The organism is Mycetohabitans endofungorum (assembly GCF_037477895.1).
In the GTDB taxonomy this organism is placed as follows: Bacteria; Pseudomonadota; Gammaproteobacteria; order Burkholderiales; family Burkholderiaceae; genus Mycetohabitans.
Genome location: NZ_CP132744.1, coordinates 2,401,581 through 2,418,464, shown reverse-complemented (window position 1 = coordinate 2,418,464; position 16,884 = coordinate 2,401,581). Strand labels below are relative to the sequence as shown.

Below are 16,884 nucleotides of genomic sequence, written 5' to 3'. Positions count from 1 at the left end.
ACGATGTTCGGTGAGAAGTTCGGAGAACGGCAACGCCCGACGACGCTCGTGCTGGGGCTCGGCGAATCGGGGCTGGCGATGGCGCGCTGGTGCGCGCGCCACGGTTGCCGCTTGCGTGTGGCCGATACCCGCGCCGCGCCGCCGAACCTGTCGCAATTGGCAGCGCTGGGTATCGACGCCGAATTTGTCAGCGGTGCGTTCAGTCCCACGCTGCTCGATGGCGGTATCGAGTTGGTGGCCATCAGTCCCGGTTTGTCGCCGCTTGGTGCGGAACTGGCTGCGCTGATCGACGCGGCCCGCGAGCGCGGCATTGAAGTGTGGGGCGAACTCGAGTTCTTTGCGCAGGCGTTGTGCGCGTTGGCCAACGACGGCTACCAGCCCAAGGTGCTGGCGATTACCGGCACGAACGGCAAGACGACGACCACGGCGCTAACTGCGCTGCTGTGCGAGCGGGCTGGTAGGAGCGTTGCGGTGGCCGGCAACATCAGTCCGGCCATGCTGGATAAGCTGGCCGAGGCCATCGACACGGCGAAGCTGCCTGACGTCTGGGTACTGGAGCTGTCCAGCTTCCAACTCGAGACATCGTACACGTTCGAACCCGAGGCGGCGGTGATCCTCAACATCACGCAAGACCATCTGGACTGGCATGGCGGAATGGACGCCTACGCTGCCGCAAAGGGGCGGGTCTTCGGGCTGCGTACGCTGCGTGTATTGAACCGCGACGATGCGCGCGTGATGGCATTCATGCCGGCTGGCGATGCCATTGCATCGTATTTGACCTTTGGACTTAACGTGCCGCAGAACGATGGCGACTACGGTATCCAACGCGATGGAGGCATTGCGTGGCTTATCCAGGCATACGAGCGCAACGATGCATCCGAACAACGCGCGACGAATCGCCGTCGCAAGCGCGGCGGCTGCGCGCCCGATATCGTGGTCAAGCGGCTCATGCCTGTCGATGCCCTGCGCATTCGTGGTTTGCATAACGCGGCGAATGCGATGGCCGCGCTTGCCTTGGCCCAGTCGATCGGCCTGCCGCTCGCCGCGTTGCTGCACGGCTTGCGCGAGTACCGCGGCGAGCCGCATCGCGTCGAGTGGATTGGATCGATCGACGGAGTCGACTACGTCGATGACAGCAAGGGTACCAACGTCGGCGCGACCGTGGCCGCGCTTGATGGCCTCGCGCAGCGGATCGTATTGATTGCCGGCGGTGACGGCAAGAACCAGGATTTTGCGCCGCTTGCGGCGCCGGTGGCGCGCTGGTGCCGGGCTGTGATGTTGATCGGCCGTGACGCGCCTGCGCTGCGCGCGGCACTGGCTGATACCGGTGTCGAACTGGCCCTGCACCCGAGCCTGCAGGCGGCGACGCGTGCCGCGGCAGCCGTCGCCCAGCCCGGGGATGCGGTGCTGCTGTCTCCCGCGTGCGCGAGCCTGGACATGTTTTCCGGATATGCGCAGCGTGCGCAGGTGTTCCGCAGCGAAGTCGAGGACATCGCGGCCGACAAAGGAGGGATGCTATGAGCCGGGTGCAGCGGATCGCAGCAAGGCTCGCTGGGCGCCGCTACGCAGTGCCCAGCGACGGGATCGGCGCCGCCAGTGCGGCCACCCCGGCACGCGGCGTGGGGCTGGCCAGCGCGGTCAGCGGCATCCGCCCGTTGCGCTCGCGCATGCGCGACTATGACCACTCGTTGCTCTGGGCAACGATCGCGCTGTTGTCGCTCGGACTCGTGATGGTGTATTCGGCATCGATCGCGCTGCCCGACTCGCCCAAGTACTCGGCCTATATGCCATACCATTTTCTCGTGCGGCACGTTGCGTCGCTCGTGACCGGTGTGCTCGGCGCGCTGGTGGCGTTTCGCATTCCGGTCAAGACCTGGGACAAGTACGCGCCGCGTCTCTTCCTTGTCGCGTTGCTGTTGCTGGTGGTCGTGCTCATACCGTACCTGGGCAAGGGCGTGAACGGCGCGCGCCGGTGGATTCCACTGGGCATCACAAACATGCAGCCGTCGGAAATCATGAAACTGGCGGTGACGATTTACGCGGCCAACTATACGGTCCGCAAACAAGAGTACATGCACCAGTTCGCGAAGGGCTTCTTGCCGATGGCGCTTGCAGTCGGCGTGGTCGGCGCGCTGCTGCTGCTGGAGCCGGACATGGGGGCGTTCATGGTGATCGCGGCGATCGCGATGGGCGTGTTGTTCCTGGGCGGCGTAAGCGGGCGGCTGTTCGGCGGCCTGGCGCTGACCGCCATTGGCACGTTTGGCATGCTGGTCTGGGCCTCACCGTGGCGTCGCGAGCGCATCTTTGCGTACCTGAATCCGTGGGACGACCGCTATGCGCAAGGCAAGGCGTACCAGCTTACCCATTCGTTAATCGCATTCGGACGCGGCGAGTGGTTTGGGGTCGGTCTGGGCGGCAGCGTCGAGAAGCTCAACTATTTGCCTGAAGCGCACACCGACTTCATTCTCGCAGTGATCGGCGAGGAGCTTGGCTTTGTTGGCGTGGTCGTTGTGATTCTGCTGTTTTATTGGATCGTGCGGCGCGCGTTCGAAATCGGCCGCCAGGCGCTCGCACTGGATCGCACGTTCGCCGGATTGGTCGCGAAAGGCATCGGCCTGTGGGTCGGCGCGCAGACGTTCATTAACATGGGGGTGAACCTCGGTCTGTTGCCGACCAAGGGGTTAACGCTGCCGTTAGTCAGCTACGGCGGCTCCGGCATCCTGCTCAACTGCGTGGCGCTGGCGCTGCTGATGCGCGTCGATTACGAGAACCGGGTGCTGATGCGCGGAGGCAAAGTATGAGCGCACGCACGTTGCTCGTTATGGCGGGCGGCACCGGCGGTCATGTGTTTCCCGGACTGGCGGTCGCGCAGCGGATGCAGGCGCAGGGCTGGCGGGTCGTATGGCTTGGCAATCCGAAAGGCATGGAAGCGACACTGGTGCCTAAGTACGACATCGCGGTCGAGTTCGTGCGTTTTGGCGGCGTGCGCGGCAAGGGCATTGTCACAAAGCTGTGCTTGCCACTGAACCTGCTGCGCGCGTGCCTGCAAAGTCGCGCAGTGCTTGACCGCGTGCGGCCCGACGTCGTGCTCGGCATGGGAGGCTACATCACGTTTCCGGCCGGCGTGATGGCTGTGCTCGCGCGCATTCCACTGGTGCTGCACGAGCAAAATTCGATTGCGGGCCTGGCCAACAAACTGTTAGCCAGGCTCGCGCGCCGCGTACTGGTTGCCTTTCCCGACGCGCTGCCCAGCGCGCAATGGACCGGTAACCCGATCCGCGCGGAACTGGCTGCGGTGGCCCCGCCTCAGGCGCGGTACGCGGCGCGCACCGGTCCATTGCGCGTGCTGGTGGTCGGCGGCAGCCTCGGCGCCGCGGCGCTCAACAAAACGGTGCCGTGCGCGTTGGCGTTGCTCGATCCGGCGCGGCGTCCACACGTGGTGCACCAGGCCGGCGCCAAGCATATCGAAGCGTTGCGTGCGCATTACGCGGACGCGGGCCTGGCGCAGGGCGACGGCATCGAGCTGGTTCCGTTCATCGACGACATGGCGCGCGCCTATGCCGAGGCCGACCTCGTGATTTGTCGCTCCGGCGCGATGACGGTATCGGAAATCGCCGCTGTAGGCGTGGCTGCGCTGTTCGTGCCGTTCCCGTTCGCTGTCGACGACCATCAGACGAGCAACGCGGCATTTCTCGTCGCGCATCACGCGGCGAGCGTCATGCAACAAAATGAGTTGTCCGAGAAGAAACTCGCGGACTGGATTGGCGGTCAGACGCGCGCGTCGCTCGCACGAGTCGCGGCCCGTGCACGCGAACTAGCCATGCCCGATGCCGCCGAGCGCGTCGCACAAGTGTGCGCGTCGCTCGTCACGCGCGATGTGGCAGCCGCATCGCACCATGCGCGGCATGGGGCGCAAGGAAAGCAATGAAACATATCGTCAAGCATATTCACTTTGTCGGGATCGGCGGTGCCGGGATGAGCGGCATCGCCGAAGTGCTCGTCAACCTGGGTTACCAGGTCAGCGGCTCGGATCTGAATCGCTCAGCTGTCACCGACCGGTTGAGCAGGCTCGGCGCCCACGTCAAGTTTGGTCACGACGCACGGCATATCGACGGCGCGGATGCGGTTGTCATCTCTACGGCGGTGCGCACCGACAACCCCGAGGTGCTTGAGGCACGCCGCAGGCATATTCCGATCGTGCCGCGCGCCGTCATGCTCGCGGAGCTGATGCGACTCAAGCAAGGCATCGCGATTGCCGGCACGCATGGCAAGACCACGACGACTAGTCTCGTGGCCAGCTTGCTGGCGGCCGGTGGACTGGATCCGACTTTCGTCATCGGGGGGCGGCTGATCAGCGCGGGCGCGAACGCACGGTTGGGCACGGGCGATTTTATCGTTGCCGAGGCCGACGAGTCGGATGCATCGTTCCTTAACCTGTTCCCGGTGATCGAAGTCATCACGAACATCGATGCCGATCACCTGGATACGTATGGTCATGACTTCGCCCGGCTCAAGCAGGCGTTCATCGAATTCACACATCGGCTGCCATTTTACGGTATCGCGGTGCTGTGCGTGGACGATCCGAACGTGCGCGAGATTTTGCCGTTCGTGTCCAAGCCGACCATCCGCTATGGGTTCGCGCAGGAAGCGGACGTGCGTGCGACCCAGGTGCGCGCCAGCAACGGGCGGATGCATTTCACCGTCCATCGCGCCGACGCGGCGCCGTTGGACATCGTGCTGAACCTACCCGGCACGCACAACGTGCAGAACGCGCTCGCGGCCATCGCGATCGCGACTGAGCTGGAGGTGGCCGATGCCGATATCCAGTCGGCGCTCGCCGAATTCAACGGCGTGGGCCGGCGTTTCCAGCGTTATGGCGAAGTGCCGCTCACGCGCGGCGGCGCGTACTTGCTGATCGACGATTATGGTCACCATCCGGTCGAGATGGCCGCGACGATTGCCGCGGCGCGCGGTGCATTTCCGGACCGGCGGTTGGTCCTCGTGTTCCAGCCACACCGCTACACGCGCACGCGCGATTGTTTCGAGGACTTTGTCAAAGTGCTCTCGACGGTGGACGCGCTGGTGCTGACCGAGGTCTACGCGGCCGGCGAGGCGCCGATCGTGGCCGCGGACGGTCGCGCGCTGGCGCGCGCCATCCGCGTGGCCGGCCGGGTCGAACCGGTGTTTGTTAACACGCTCGACGAGATTGCGGACGCGCTGGCGGCGGTGGTCGCCGACGGCGACGTCGTGATGACGATGGGGGCGGGCTCGATCGGCGGTGTGCCGGCGCGGCTTACGCAGGAGCAAAGGGCGTGATGATGGGCGCGATCGATCCCAAGGCGTTTGGCAAGGTGGCGGTGCTCTATGGCGGCGAGTCGTCTGAGCGCGACGTGTCGCTCGTGTCCGGCCCGCTGGTCTGCCAGGGGCTGCGTGACGCCGGCGTGGACGCGCACTTGTTCGATCCGAAGGAGCGGCCCTTGTCGGCGCTCAAGGACGAAGGGTTCGTGCGCGCATTCATTGCGTTGCACGGCGGATATGGTGAAAATGGTCAGATCCAGGGCGCGCTCGATTTCTACGGGATCCGCTACACTGGCCCGGGCGTGCTGGGCTCGGCGCTGGGCATGGACAAGTTCCGCACGAAATTGATCTGGCAGCAGCTCGGGATCCCGACGCCGCCGTTCGACACGGTGCTACGCGGCGAGGACTACGACACGCGAGCGCAGCAGATCGTCGCGAAACTCGGGTTGCCGCTGTTCGTCAAGCCGGCCACCGAAGGGTCGAGCGTCGCGGTGATCAAGGTCAAGGCGGCCGACAACCTGCCGTATGCACTGGCGCAGGCCGCGCAGCATGATCCGGTCGTGCTGGTGGAGAAGAGCATCGACGGTGGGGGGGAATACACCGCGTGCATCGCTGGCTCGCTGCCGTTGCCGCTGATTCGGATCGTGCCGGCTGGCGAGTTCTATGATTACCACGCGAAATACGTCGCCGACGATACCCAGTACCTGATTCCGTGCGGATTGAGCGATGCCGACGAGCAGCGGCTGACGGCGCTCGCGCGTCGCGCATTCGAGGTCCTCGCGTGCGTCGGCTGGGGGCGCGCCGACTTCATGCTTGACAGCGATGGCAACCCGTATTTCCTGGAGGTCAACACTGCGCCCGGCATGACCGATCACTCATTGCCGCCGAAGGCGGCGCGTGCGGTCGGCATCTCGTACAGTGAACTGCTCGTGAACGTGCTTGCGCTCACGCTGAAGGATTGACGCCCGGCTACCCACATGTGGAACAATCCGCGCCAGCTCAACATGATCACCAGCACGCTGCACGCCGCGCTGCTGGCGATTGTGCTCGCCGGTGCCGGCCTGTGGCTGCTGCAGCGGCCGGCCTTCGCGTTGCGCACGCTGCTGATCGACGGCGATATCGAGCACATCAACCGGCCGACGGTGCGCGCGAACGTGTTGGGCAAGCTGCACGGCAATTTCTTTACGGTGGATCTGGACGGCGCGCGTGCCGCGTTCGAGCAGATCCCGTGGGTGCGCCATGCGAGCGTGCGCCGCGTGTGGCCGAATGCGCTGGCGGTCACGCTCGAGGAGTACAAGCCCCTGGGTACGTGGGGCAGCGACCAGTTCGTTAGCGTCGATGGCGAGGTCTTTACGGCCAATCAGGCCGAGGCCGATGCCGAGTTGCCGGTGTTCGCCGGCCCAATAGGCTCGGAGCGCGACGTCGTGGCCCGTTACCACGATTTCCAGAAATGGTTCGAGCCGTTGGGTGCGAAGCCGGAGGAGGTCACGTTGTCGCCGCGCTACGCGTGGACCGTCAAGCTGACCAATGGCATGCAGGTGGAGCTGGGGCGCGAACGTAACAAGGATATGCTGGCCAGCCGTGCGCGGCGGCTCGTGGTTGCCTGGCCGATGGTCACGCAGCGCTGGGGCAACGACATCGAATATGTGGATTTGCGCTACCCGAACGGGTTCGCGATCCGGGCTGCAGGGATGCGCTTCATTCCCGACGACCCGAAGGCGAAGAAGCTGCGTCCATGACGCAATGAACGGACAACACTCGCAATTGAGCACGCTATGAGCAAAGACTACAAGGACCTGCTGGTTGCCCTTGACATCGGGACGTCGAAGGTGGTGGCCGTTGTCGCCGAGTTAAAAGGCGAGGGCCACTATGAAGTGATTGGGCTCGGGCAAAGCGACTCGAAGGGTCTGAAGAAGGGGGTGGTCGTTAATATCGAGGCGACGGTTCAGTCGATCCAGCGCGCGCTCGAGGAAGCTGAACTGATGGCCGACTGCAAGATTACCAACGTGTTCACCGGCATCGCCGGCAGCCATATCCGTAGCTTCAATTCGAGCGGCATGGTGGCGATCAAGGACAAGGAGGTCACGCAGGCGGACGTCGCGCGTGTGATTGAGACGGCGAAAGCGATCAATATTCCGACCGACCAGCAGGTGCTGCACATCCTGACGCAGGAATTCATCATCGACGGCCAGGAAGACGTGCGCGAGCCGATTGGCATGAGCGGTATCCGGCTGGAGGTGAAGGTGCACATCGTGACGGGTGCCGTCTCGGCCGCACAGAACATTGTCAAATGCGTGCGCCGCTGCGGGCTGGAGGTCAACGATCTGATTCTGCAGCCGCTCGCGTCGAGCCTGGCCGTGCTGACCGAGGACGAGAAGGAGCTCGGTGTTGTGCTGGTCGATATCGGCGGCGGGACTACCGACATCGCGATCTTCAGCGAGGGGGCGATTCGCCATACCGCAGTGATCCCGATCGCGGGCGATCAGATCACCAGCGACATCGCGATGGCGCTGCGCACGCCGACGCCGGACGCGGAAGATATCAAGGTAACCTACGGGATCGCCAAACAGGCGCTGGCCGATCCGGACGAGATGATCGAGGTGCCGGGGCTGGGCGAGCGCGGCCCGCGGGTGCTGTCTCGCCAGGCGCTGGCGGCGGTGATTGAGCCGCGCGTGGAGGAGCTGTTTTCGCTGGTCCAGCAAGTCGTGCGCGAGTCCGGCTACGAGGAGCTGCTGAGCTCCGGCGTAGTGTTGACCGGTGGCGCGGCGATGATGGCCGGCATGGTTGAACTGGGCGAGGACATCTTCCTCAAACCGGTGCGTATCGGCGTGCCGGAATATGCCGGCGGACTGGCGGACGTAGTGCGCAACCCGCGCTATTCGACCGCGATGGGGCTGCTGGTGGAGGGGCGTTCACAGCGCATGCGCGGGCGTAAGGTCGCCACGCAGTCTGGTTCCGCCACGCAGGTGTGGGCCCGGATGAAGGACTGGTTCCTAGGCAATTTTTGAAGTCGTTTCGCAACGCGCTGGCGGCGGCGGCCAGTGCACGGTGACGGAATTGCCCGATTCCGCCACCGCGTAACGCCGAGTGAAGTCGCTTAATACTTGACGGAGGCACTAATGGAATTCGAAATGCTGGAAACCGAAACCAACGGCACGATCATCAAGGTCGTCGGGGTCGGTGGCGCTGGCGGCAATGCCGTCCAGCACATGATCAACCGCGGTGTGCAGGGCGTTGATTTCATCGTGATGAATACCGATGCTCAAGCGCTGAATCGGTCCAAGGCACCGTCCGTGATCCAATTGGGTAAGACCGGCCTGGGCGCCGGGGCGAAACCCGACATGGGGCACGCCGCCGCGGAGGAGGCTCGCGAGCGCATTGCCGACGCGCTGCGCGGTGCGCACATGGTGTTCATCACGGCGGGCATGGGCGGCGGCACCGGTACCGGCGCCGCGCCTGTGGTCGCGCAAATTGCCAAGGAGATGGGCATCCTAACAGTAGGTGTCGTTAGCAAGCCGTTCGAGTTCGAGGGCGGCAAGCGCATGCGGATTGCCGAAGCGGGTTCGCAGGAACTTGAATCGCATGTCGACTCGCTGATCGTCGTGCTGAACGACAAGCTGTTCGACGTGATGGGCGACGACGCTGAGATGGATAAGTGCTTTCAGTGCGCGGACGATGTGTTGCATAACGCGGTGGCCGGCATTGCCGAGATCATCAATGTCGACGGCCTCGTGAACGTGGACTTCGAGGACGTCAAGACCGTGATGGGCGAGCAAGGCAAGGCGATGATGGGCACCGCGACGGTGGCTGGCGTCGACCGCGCGCGGCTGGCAGCCGAACAAGCTGTGGCCAGCCCGCTGCTCGAGGGCGTGGACCTGTCTGGCGCGCGAGGCGTGCTGGTCAACATCACGTCGAGCCGCTCGCTGCGCCTGTCGGAAACCCGCGAGGTGATGAACACGATTAAGAGCTACGCGGCCGACGATGCGACGGTGATTTTCGGCGCGGTGTACGACGACGCGATGGGCGATGCGCTGCGGGTAACCGTGGTGGCGACGGGCCTTGGCCGCGTCGCCAAGAAGCAGCAGGCGGCGCCGATGACGCTGCTGCGCACTGGCACGGATAATCATCCAATCGCCGCGCAGCCGGTCAGCTATGCCGCCGCGCCGAGCGCGACCGACTATGGCGCACTGGATACGCCGGCAGTGTGGCGCAACTCGCGGGAAACTGCTGCATCGCACGTGCAGGCATTGCAAGAAAAGGGCGTAGACACGTACGACATCCCGGCGTTTCTGCGCAAGCAAGCCGACTGATCAGCGCGCCCGACGCAGGCGTCACAGCGACGCGGACCGCGCTGGCTGGACCCGCAAGCTCGGCATCCCGCAAGATGCTCGCCCCGCTTGCTGCCCGCTGAAGAAACAGCGGATGCGACGTTGCGCGCCGGTGGCATGATAGACGCCGGTCGCGAGTGGGCGCTTGGCCGACGAAGAGGTGCAAGCGCAGCAGTGATAGCACGTCCCGGGCAGGGCGTGTGGTTCACCGACGGCGCAGATCTAACGGGATAGCCGCTGCTGTTGCGTGCTGGCAACGCGTGCGCGAGCGTTTTTCGCCCTGCTGTCACACGGCCCGGTGCCTGGAAACCGCCTCCTTCCAGGTATCGGGCCGCTTTATCATCCGTTCAACACGGAAAACGTAACAACGGGAAACAGTTTTATACAGATGGATAAAAGCGGGAATTGAGCAAGTCGAGTATACTAATGACTATGGGATTAAAACCCGCGATTAGAATAACCTATTAAGAGTTAAGACGATGTTGAAGCAGCGGACCATCAAATCGATCGTGAAGACGGTTGGCATCGGCCTGCACTCCGGGCGCAAGGTCGAGTTGACGCTGCGTCCGGCTGCTGCCAATACCGGAATTGTGTTTTGTCGCACCGACTTGGCCGTGCCGGTCGACATTCCGGCCAGTGCGATGTCGATTGGCGACACGCGCCTTGCGTCGGTGCTGGAAAAGGACGGCGCGAGGGTATCGACCGTTGAGCACCTGATGTCGGCTTGCGCGGGGCTCGGGATCGATAACCTGTATGTCGACGTGACGGCCGAGGAAATCCCGATCATGGACGGCAGCGCGGCGTCGTTCGTGTTCTTGCTTCAGTCGGCCGGGATCGACGAGCAGGCTGCCGCCAAGCAGTTCATCAAGGTCACGCGGCCGGTCGAGGTGCGTGATGGGGACAAGTTTGCCCGGCTGGAGCCGTACTTCGGTTTCAAGTTGAAGTTTACGATCGACTTCCGTCACCCGGCGGTGGACAAGACCGGCCAGGAACTGGAGGTCGATTTTGCCGACACGTCCTATGTGCGCGAGATCGCGCGGGCTCGCACATTCGGCTTCGCGCACGAAGTCGAAATGATGCGCGAGTTGGGCCTGGCGCGAGGCGGCAGCATGGACAACGCGATCGTGCTAGACGAGTACCGCGTGCTGAACAACGATGGCCTGCGCTATGGCGACGAGTTCGTGAAACATAAAATGCTAGACGCGATCGGCGACCTATACGTGGTCGGCCATCCATTGCTGGCATCGTACACCGCGTACAAGTCCGGTCACGGCTTGAACAATGCGCTACTGCGCGAATTGCTCGCCCACGAGGACGCGTACGAGATCGTCACGTTTGCCGACCAGAAAGCGGCGCCGCGCGGTTTTGCCTATGACCCGCAGGCAGTGTACGCGTGAAGTCTCGCTAGGCGCGGCGGCGACCCGTATGCCGCTGCGCCATGCGGGCAACGGCTTGCTGCAGCGGCGAAGGCTCCAATGCGTCGGCCAACTCGCGAAGACAATCGGCGCCGGCTACTGAAACCCGGGCTTGCTTGATCTGCGCAGCAGCGGCTGGCGCTTGCGGGCGCACGCGGATCTTAATCGCCCGCAGTGCGAAACCACGCTGCTGCAGTTCGGTCAGCACGGTGGGCTCCAGATGACGCAACCGGGCGGCCAACGCAGTGTGGGCTGCAAAAAGGGTCAGTGCCTGATCCTTGATTGGGCCGGCATGCACATGGCTGGCCAGATAACTGGGCAGCACGGCTTGCAGTGCCGCTTCCAGCGCCGCCACTTGTCGCACGCCGGCTTGCAGCGCGGCCAACTCGGCGCTGGACGACATCAACTCGGCGAGCGGCCGGGGCGTCAACGGCTTGCGTGGCAACGGATAGGGCGAATAGCGGCTCATGGCACTCATGCAGGGACTGGCGGCTCGCGGCCGTCGGGGAATCGACGTGTATCCACGCCACTATTGTAGCCGCTGGTGGCCGGCTTCGACGATTATTGCGCCGCTGGCCGGCTGCACGGGTTGACAACCGCGCGCGAGCGCGTCCTGACGCGGGCAGTACACAGTCGGCGTGATAAAATCGCGCCTTTAAATCCAACTGGACACAGCCGTCGAACCGCCGTTCGCCAACGGGTCGTGCGAGAGTCGCGCCGATCCGGCGTCGCGTGCCGACTCGAGATCCCGATCCGATGACCACCGGTTTTCTGCAAAAGATTTTTGGCAGTCGCAACCAGCGGCTGATCAAACAGTATCAAAAGACTGTCGCGACGATCAATGCGCTGGAGGCGCAGATCGAAAAGCTGACGGACGAGCAATTGCGCGCGAAAACCGACGAATTCAGGCAGCGCGTAGCGGCTGGGGAGTCGCTCGACAGGCTGCTGCCGGAGGCATTCGCGGTGTGTCGGGAAGCGAGCCGCCGCGTGCTGAAGATGCGGCACTTCGACGTACAGCTGATCGGCGGCATGGCGCTGCACTACGGCAAGATCGCCGAAATGCGCACCGGCGAGGGCAAGACGCTGGTGGCCACGCTGGCGGCGTACCTGAATGCGCTATCGGGGCGCGGCGTGCATGTGGTGACGGTCAACGACTATCTCGCGCAGCGCGATGCGGAGTGGATGGGCCGGCTCTACAATTTTCTCGGTCTGTCCGTCGGCATCAACCTGTCGCAGATGGAACACGGCCAGAAGCAGCAAGCTTACGCGTCGGACATCACGTATGGCACGAACAACGAATTCGGCTTCGACTACCTGCGCGACAACATGGTCTATGAGACCGATGCGCGCGTGCAGCGTGGGCTGAATTTCGCGATCGTCGATGAGGTCGACTCGATTTTGATCGACGAGGCGCGCACGCCGCTGATTATTTCGGGGCAGGCTGAGGACCACACCGAACTGTATGTGCGGATGAATGCGTTGCCGCCGCTGCTGGAGCGCCAGATTGGTGAAGAAAAGGCCGATGGTAGTGGCGTCGAGAAGCCGGGCGACTACACGCTGGACGAGAAGGCGCGCTCGGTATTCTTGACTGAATCGGGTCACGAGAAGGCCGAGCGTCTGCTGGCCGAATGGGGCCTCATTGGCGATGGCGAGAGTCTTTATGCACCGCAGAACATCACGCTGATGCATCATGTGTATGCGGCGCTGCGCGCGCATACGCTGTTCTTCCGCGATCAGCACTATGTCGTGCAGAATGGCGAGGTAATCATCGTCGATGAGTTCACCGGGCGCCTGATGCCGGGTCGGCGCTGGTCGGACGGCCTGCACCAAGCTGTTGAGGCGAAGGAGCATGTGAAGATCCAGGCGGAGAACCAGACGCTGGCGTCGATCACGTTCCAGAATTACTTCCGGATGTATGCCAAGCTGGCTGGCATGACCGGCACGGCGGACACCGAGGCGTACGAGTTCAACGAGATCTATGGACTCGAGACGGTCGTGGTCCCGACCAACCGGCCGTCCAAGCGCACGGATCGCCAGGACCAGATCTACAAGACCGCGAAGGAGCGCTATGACGCGGTGATCCGCGATATCCGCGACTGCTACGAGCGCGGACAGCCGGTGCTGGTCGGCACCACGTCGATCGAGAATTCCGAGTTGCTATCGCGCCTGCTCAAGCAGGCCGGGTTGCCACACGAGGTGCTCAACGCAAAGCAGCACGCGCGTGAGGCGGCGATCGTCGCCGAGGCTGGCCGTCCGAAGCGCATCACGATCGCGACCAACATGGCGGGCCGTGGCACCGACATCGTACTCGGCGGCAACCCGGACAAGCAGGCGTCGCTGATCGAAGCCGATGCGTCGATCAGCGACGACGAGAAGCGACGTCGGATTCAGCAGATCCACGACGAATGGCAAACGCTGCACGAGCAGGTCAAGGCAGCCGGTGGACTGCACATCATCGGCACCGAGCGGCACGAGTCCCGCCGGATCGACAACCAGTTGCGCGGACGGGCGGGCCGCCAGGGCGATCCCGGTTCGTCGCGCTTCTACCTGTCGCTCGAGGACCCGTTGCTGCGCATCTTCGCCGGTGACCGTGTGCGCGCGATCATGGACCGGCTGAAGATGCCGGAAGGCGAGGCGATCGAGGCCGGCATCGTGACGCGGTCGATCGAATCGGCGCAACGCAAGGTCGAGGCCCGTAACTTCGATATCCGCAAGCAGTTGCTCGAGTATGACGACGTCGCCAATGACCAGCGCAAGGTGATTTACCAGCAGCGCAACGAGTTGCTGGAAGCGCAGGACATTCACGAGACGATTGGCGCGATGCGGCATGGCGTGCTGACTGAGGTGGTGCGCACCTATGTGCCGGCTGGCAGCATCGAGGAGCAGTGGGATGTGCCGGCGCTCGAGGAGGCGTTGCGCAACGAGTGGCAGCTCGATCTCGCGTTGCAGGAGATGGTGAACGAGGCGGACACAATCGAGGCCGACGAGGTACTCGACGCGGTGATCGCGGCAGGTGACGAAGCGTACGAGGCGAAGGTCGCGCAGGTCGGCCGCGATGCGTTCAGTGGCTTCGAGCGCTCGGCGATGCTGCAGACGCTGGATTCGCGTTGGCGCGAGCACCTGGCCGCGCTCGAGCATCTGCGCCAGGGCATTCACCTGCGCGGCTATGCGCAGAAAAATCCGAAGCAGGAATACAAGCGCGAGGCATTTGAGCTGTTTGCTGCGATGCTGGACGCGGTCAAGCACGAGGTCACGCGCATTGTGATGAACGTGCAGATCCAGACACCGGAGCAACTCGAGGCAGCGGCCGAGCAATACGAAGAGCAGGCGAGCCATTTGGAGAACGTTGAATTTCGACACGCTGACTTTGCCCAGGCCGCCGAGGCCGAGGCCGCGTTCGCCGATGCGCTGCCGCGCGGGTTACCGATGGCGCCCGCGCCCCATACGGTCTCTGGGCTGTCACTGGACTTCGCCGCCGGCCAGTCGTCGGTGGCCGCGCGCGACAACCCGTACCCGAAGGTCGGCCGCAACGATCCGTGCCCGTGCGGCAGCGGCAAGAAGTACAAGCAGTGCCACGGTCGGCTCGCGTGATGTGCTCCGCGAGCGGGGTGGTCCCGTTCCTGTCCGATGCCGCCCGCTGTGCCCGCGGGCGGCTTTTTCTCTGACCAGCGCTTGCAATCATGGCCGTCAATTTCCCCTCGATCGATCCCGCGTCGCTTCATCCCGTGCCCGGCGTCACGCTCGGCTGGGCCGAGGCCAATCTGCGCAAACCGAATCGCAAGGATGTACTGGTGATCGCCGTCGATGACGGTGCAACGGTGTCCGGCGTGTTGACCACGAACCGCTTTTGCGCCGCGCCGGTCGTCGTGTGTCGTGAGCATCTCGCGTCGGCGCGTGGCGGTGCCGCGCCGATTCGAGCGCTGCTCGTCAATACTGGCAATGCGAACGCCGGGACCGGCGAGCCGGGTTTGGCGCATGCCCGCGACAGTTGTGCGGAATTGGCGCGGCTGCTGCGCATCGATGCGCAGCAGGTGCTGCCGTTCTCCACTGGCGTGATCCTTGAACCGCTACCGATTGAGCGGCTCAAGGCAGGATTGCCGCAAGCCGTTGCGCAACTCGCGCCGGCGCACTGGTACGAAGCTGCGCAGGCGATCATGACGACCGATACGTTGCCCAAGGCCGCCTCACGGCAGCTCGACATCGACGGCCATACGATCACGCTAACTGGGATCAGCAAGGGCGCCGGGATGATCAAGCCGAACATGGCCACGATGCTAGGGTTTGTCGCGACCGATGCGGCCATCACCCAGCCCGTACTGGACGCACTGGTCAAGGACGTGGCCGACCAATCGTTCAACTGCATCACCATTGATGGCGATACGTCGACGAATGACTCGTTCATCGTCGTAGCGTCCGCCCGCTCGACGCTGCCGGCGATTACGTCCACGCAAAGCGCCGCATACCGCGCGTTGCGCGACGCGTTGACGCAACTCGCGCAGACCCTGGCGCAATTGATCGTGCGCGACGGCGAAGGGGCGACGAAATTCATGACAGTGCGCGTCGAGGCGGGCCGCAGTGTCGACGAGTGCAGGCAGGTGGCCTATGCGATTAGCCACTCGCCTCTGGTCAAGACTGCTTTCTATGCGTCTGACCCCAACCTGGGCCGGCTCCTGGCAGCGATCGGCTACGCTGGCATTGCTGACCTAGATGTGAGCCGCATCGAGCTGTACCTGGACGACGTGCTGGTGGCCAAGGCCGGTGGCCGCCATCCCGACTATCGCGAGGAGGACGGCCAGCGCGTGATGAAGCAAAGCGAAATCACGATTCGCGTGCGCTTGGCGCGCGGTGATGCCCAGGCGACCCTCTGGACCTGCGACCTGTCGCACGACTACGTGTCCATCAATGCCGATTACCGCTCCTGACCCACACTAACGGACATGACCGTACCGCTGGAGATCGATTGCGATGGACAAGCTTGAACAATTCCTGACGCGCGCCGAGGCGCTGCTCGAACGCCTGGAGGCTGTGTTGCCGCCGGCCGCGCCGGTTACCGACTGGGACGCGGCCATTGCGTTTCGATGGCGCTCACGGCAGGGGCGGGGCTTTTTGCAGCCGGTCGCCCATTCGTCGACGCTCCAGTTGTCTGACTTGCAGAACATTGACCGGCAAAAGGCGTTGGTCGAGCAGAACACCCGTCAGTTCGTGCGGCGCCTGCCGGCGAACAACGTGCTGCTGACGGGCGCGCGCGGCACCGGCAAGTCGTCGCTGATCAAGGCCTGCTTGAACCAGTTTGCGCCCGAAGGCCTGCGCCTGATCGAAGTCGACAAGGGCGACCTGCACGATCTGGGCGACATCGTTGAGCAGATCGCCTCGCGCCCGGAGCGGTTCGTCGTGTTTTGCGATGACCTGTCGTTCGAGGAAGGCGAGTCCGGTTATAAGGCGCTGAAGGTGGCCTTGGATGGCTCGATTGCAGCCCAGTCCGACAACGTGCTGATCTACGCGACGTCGAACCGTCGTCATTTGCTACCCGAGTACATGCGCGACAACGAGACCTACCGGCACACGGCGGATGGCGAGATCCATCCGGGCGAAGTGATCGAGGAGAAGATTTCGCTGTCCGAGCGCTTTGGGCTGTGGGTCAGCTTCTATCCATTTAAGCAGGACGACTATCTGGCGATCGTCGCGCATTGGCTCAGGCATTTTGCGTGCAGCGATGCGCAGATCGAGGCCGCGCGGGGCGACGCGCTGGTTTGGGCACTGGAGCGCGGCTCGCGTTCGGGCCGGGTTGCGTGGCAGTTTGCCCGGGACTGGTCTGGCCGACGGCAGGAAGCCCAATGACCGCG

13 protein-coding genes are annotated in these 16,884 nt (G+C 63.9%); 12 read left to right on the top strand and 1 reads right to left on the bottom strand.

Features of this window, described 5'->3' with window-relative positions; translation table 11 throughout:
• Window positions 1-3: 3 nt before the first annotated feature.
• The 9 genes from murD (at window position 4) to lpxC (ending at window position 11,023) form a co-directional block, all read left to right on the top strand.
• The gene (gene murD / locus RA167_RS10585; RefSeq protein ID WP_076785511.1) at window positions 4-1,521 is read left to right on the top strand and encodes a UDP-N-acetylmuramoyl-L-alanine--D-glutamate ligase; all 1,518 of its coding nucleotides are present in this window, start codon (window positions 4-6) and stop codon (window positions 1,519-1,521) included.
• Window positions 1,518-2,801, top strand: a complete 1,284-nt coding sequence (gene ftsW, locus RA167_RS10580) for a putative lipid II flippase FtsW (protein WP_076785510.1) — start codon at window positions 1,518-1,520, stop codon at window positions 2,799-2,801. The genes murD and ftsW overlap by 4 nt, the downstream gene beginning before the upstream one ends.
• The gene (murG, locus tag RA167_RS10575) at window positions 2,798-3,928 is read left to right on the top strand and encodes an undecaprenyldiphospho-muramoylpentapeptide beta-N-acetylglucosaminyltransferase (RefSeq protein ID WP_076785509.1); all 1,131 of its coding nucleotides are present in this window, start codon (window positions 2,798-2,800) and stop codon (window positions 3,926-3,928) included. Before ftsW ends, murG begins: the two co-directional genes overlap by 4 nt.
• Complete coding sequence (gene murC / locus RA167_RS10570; protein ID WP_076785508.1) at window positions 3,925-5,316, top strand: UDP-N-acetylmuramate--L-alanine ligase; 1,392 nt, start codon at window positions 3,925-3,927, stop codon at window positions 5,314-5,316. Before murG ends, murC begins: the two co-directional genes overlap by 4 nt.
• Before the next feature lie 2 nt (window positions 5,317-5,318).
• Window positions 5,319-6,260 carry a D-alanine--D-alanine ligase gene (locus tag RA167_RS10565; protein ID WP_076785507.1) on the top strand — a complete coding sequence of 314 codons (942 nt, stop codon included), beginning with the start codon at window positions 5,319-5,321 and terminating at the stop codon, window positions 6,258-6,260.
• Between the two features lie 15 nt (window positions 6,261-6,275).
• Window positions 6,276-7,037 (top strand): cell division protein FtsQ/DivIB, encoded by a 762-nt coding sequence (locus RA167_RS10560; protein ID WP_076785506.1) that lies wholly within the window; start codon window positions 6,276-6,278, stop codon window positions 7,035-7,037.
• 36 nt (window positions 7,038-7,073) lie between these two features.
• Entirely contained in the window at window positions 7,074-8,306 is a 1,233-nt protein-coding gene (gene ftsA / locus RA167_RS10555) for a cell division protein FtsA (protein WP_076785505.1), read from the top strand.
• Window positions 8,307-8,417: 111 nt separating this feature from the next.
• Entirely contained in the window at window positions 8,418-9,608 is a 1,191-nt protein-coding gene (gene ftsZ / locus RA167_RS10550; RefSeq protein ID WP_076785504.1) for a cell division protein FtsZ, read from the top strand.
• Between the two features lie 497 nt (window positions 9,609-10,105).
• Window positions 10,106-11,023 carry a UDP-3-O-acyl-N-acetylglucosamine deacetylase gene (gene lpxC, locus RA167_RS10545; protein ID WP_076785503.1) on the top strand — a complete coding sequence of 306 codons (918 nt, stop codon included), beginning with the start codon at window positions 10,106-10,108 and terminating at the stop codon, window positions 11,021-11,023.
• A 7-nt stretch (window positions 11,024-11,030) separates the two neighbouring features.
• Here lpxC and RA167_RS10540 read toward each other — a convergent pair whose 3' ends face one another.
• Window positions 11,031-11,510 (bottom strand): DciA family protein, encoded by a 480-nt coding sequence (locus RA167_RS10540; RefSeq protein WP_076787455.1) that lies wholly within the window; start codon window positions 11,508-11,510, stop codon window positions 11,031-11,033.
• A gap of 287 nt (window positions 11,511-11,797) precedes the next feature.
• Here RA167_RS10540 and secA point away from each other — a divergent pair, with 287 nt between their 5' ends.
• From secA to RA167_RS10525, 3 genes are all read left to right on the top strand, one after another.
• Window positions 11,798-14,632 carry a preprotein translocase subunit SecA gene (gene secA, locus RA167_RS10535; protein WP_076785502.1) on the top strand — a complete coding sequence of 945 codons (2,835 nt, stop codon included), beginning with the start codon at window positions 11,798-11,800 and terminating at the stop codon, window positions 14,630-14,632.
• 89 nt (window positions 14,633-14,721) lie between these two features.
• Window positions 14,722-15,963: a bifunctional glutamate N-acetyltransferase/amino-acid acetyltransferase ArgJ gene (gene argJ / locus RA167_RS10530; protein ID WP_076785501.1), complete on the top strand. Its 1,242-nt coding sequence runs from the start codon at window positions 14,722-14,724 to the stop codon at window positions 15,961-15,963.
• A gap of 43 nt (window positions 15,964-16,006) precedes the next feature.
• Window positions 16,007-16,879, top strand: coding sequence for an ATP-binding protein (locus RA167_RS10525; RefSeq protein ID WP_076785500.1), 873 nt, complete (start codon window positions 16,007-16,009; stop codon window positions 16,877-16,879).
• Window positions 16,880-16,884: the final 5 nt, after the last annotated feature.

Coding starts and splice junctions, on each gene's coding strand:
- RA167_RS10560 (WP_076785506.1), top strand. CDS start 6,276: ATGTGGAACAATCCGCGCCAGCTCAACATGATCACCAGCACGCTGCAC.
- ftsW (WP_076785510.1), top strand. CDS start 1,518: ATGAGCCGGGTGCAGCGGATCGCAGCAAGGCTCGCTGGGCGCCGCTAC.
- argJ (WP_076785501.1), top strand. CDS start 14,722: ATGGCCGTCAATTTCCCCTCGATCGATCCCGCGTCGCTTCATCCCGTG.
- RA167_RS10540 (WP_076787455.1), bottom strand. CDS start 11,510: ATGAGCCGCTATTCGCCCTATCCGTTGCCACGCAAGCCGTTGACGCCC.
- lpxC (WP_076785503.1), top strand. CDS start 10,106: ATGTTGAAGCAGCGGACCATCAAATCGATCGTGAAGACGGTTGGCATC.
- murG (WP_076785509.1), top strand. CDS start 2,798: ATGAGCGCACGCACGTTGCTCGTTATGGCGGGCGGCACCGGCGGTCAT.
- ftsZ (WP_076785504.1), top strand. CDS start 8,418: ATGGAATTCGAAATGCTGGAAACCGAAACCAACGGCACGATCATCAAG.
- murC (WP_076785508.1), top strand. CDS start 3,925: ATGAAACATATCGTCAAGCATATTCACTTTGTCGGGATCGGCGGTGCC.
- murD (WP_076785511.1), top strand. CDS start 4: ATGTTCGGTGAGAAGTTCGGAGAACGGCAACGCCCGACGACGCTCGTG.
- RA167_RS10565 (WP_076785507.1), top strand. CDS start 5,319: ATGGGCGCGATCGATCCCAAGGCGTTTGGCAAGGTGGCGGTGCTCTAT.
- secA (WP_076785502.1), top strand. CDS start 11,798: ATGACCACCGGTTTTCTGCAAAAGATTTTTGGCAGTCGCAACCAGCGG.
- RA167_RS10525 (WP_076785500.1), top strand. CDS start 16,007: ATGGACAAGCTTGAACAATTCCTGACGCGCGCCGAGGCGCTGCTCGAA.
- ftsA (WP_076785505.1), top strand. CDS start 7,074: ATGAGCAAAGACTACAAGGACCTGCTGGTTGCCCTTGACATCGGGACG.